Annotated in this window: 3 protein-coding genes; 2 read left to right on the top strand and 1 reads right to left on the bottom strand. The window is 34.1% G+C overall.

Annotated features, from left to right (window positions below):
- A partial coding sequence (locus AB1414_21215; GenBank protein MEW6609932.1) for a DUF4277 domain-containing protein occupies positions 1-438 on the bottom strand: 438 nt, incomplete at its 3' end.
- Between the two features lie 81 nt (positions 439-519).
- Between AB1414_21215 and AB1414_21210 the strand changes: the two genes are divergently transcribed.
- The gene (locus tag AB1414_21210) at positions 520-900 is read left to right on the top strand and encodes a hypothetical protein (GenBank protein ID MEW6609931.1); all 381 of its coding nucleotides are present in this window, start codon (positions 520-522) and stop codon (positions 898-900) included.
- Positions 901-1,201: ABC transporter permease (locus AB1414_21205; protein MEW6609930.1), on the top strand; the 301-nt coding region annotated here is incomplete at its 3' end.

Raw genomic sequence — 1,201 nt, 5'->3', positions numbered from 1 at the left:
TTCCTTTTGATTTTCATATTCCCCTGTAAAGTGAAAGCTAGTTAAATCCCAATGGATCTGTTTTAAAGGAAGATTAAAGGTCTGAGCAACATTAAGGGCTATTTCACTCTTGATAACCCCTAAAGAAGGATGGATAGCATCCAATGTCTTTGTAAGGCGGTCATCATTAAGTAAAGATGCATCTATACCATAAACCTCTTTAATGGGAGCATATTTAGCCCATCCCTCTACATGGTAAAGGGGTTGGGCGGAAAGAAGACGATTACAAACAAGAATCTCTATTGTCTTTCCATGACTTACTATCTGTTGTTTATCAGCCGGGCAGATGCTATCAATAATCTCTGCAATATTCATCTTATCAAGAACAGGCTTAAGAAGGACTAAAGAGCCAATTAGCTTGGAAAAAAACTTAATTTTATCTTCTGAAATAGTCTGCACATCTTCTTTATCGGTTTTTAAAGCAAAAACCTTGAGAATTTTTTACTTTTATGTTAATCTATTATTAAATAATAGCGGAAAATGGGAATTATAATCAATCCCTATTGTAAGGTAGCGGAAAATGGGAAGTTAGATAAAACAGAATATTTGGCAAGGTTAAAAGAGATAAAAATGGATAAACTTGCCAAAGACTTAGAGATAAAGGAGGCAGAGAGGAATCTTAAAGAAAGGGAAAAGATAGATAATGTATTAAAGATTCCCCTTGAGGCAATTATAGAATCTGAGGGCAAAAGGTATGTTTTTGTAGTGAAAGGGAATAAAGTAACAAAGCGTGAAATAAAGACTGGCTTGGAAAATGCAATGGAAGCTTGTATCATCTCTGGAGTTTATGAAAATGAAAAAATAGTTCTTAACCCACCACAAGACCTGAATGATAAAGATACAGTAGTAATTAAAGATTAAATGATCCTCCTTGAGTATACAACCGCAGCCATAAAATCGCTTTATGTTAATAAGATAAGGTCATTCTTAAGTATGCTTGGAATAATCATTGGGGTTTCTAATGTAATTTTAACCATAGGAATCCTTGAGGGAGGAAGGCTTCTTATATTAAATGAACTAGGAAGCCTCTCTTCTTCTCTTATTTATCTCTATAGTAGCCCATATAGTGAAGAATTTGAATATATAAGCCAGGAAGAGATTGCTCAAATAAAAATGATGCCTCAAGTCAAAGAAGTTCTCCCTGAGGGATTTATAATTTTCA

Source organism: bacterium (genome assembly GCA_040755795.1).
In the GTDB taxonomy this organism is placed as follows: domain Bacteria; phylum UBA9089; class CG2-30-40-21; order CG2-30-40-21; family SBAY01; genus JBFLXS01.
The sequence above is the reverse complement of the archived record's forward strand: the minus strand, read 5'-3'. Positions and strand labels throughout refer to the sequence as shown.

Excerpts from the sequence above, each read along its gene's own strand:
- AB1414_21210 (MEW6609931.1), top strand. The coding sequence starts at position 520 with ATGGGAATTATAATCAATCCCTATTGTAAGGTAGCGGAAAATGGGAAG.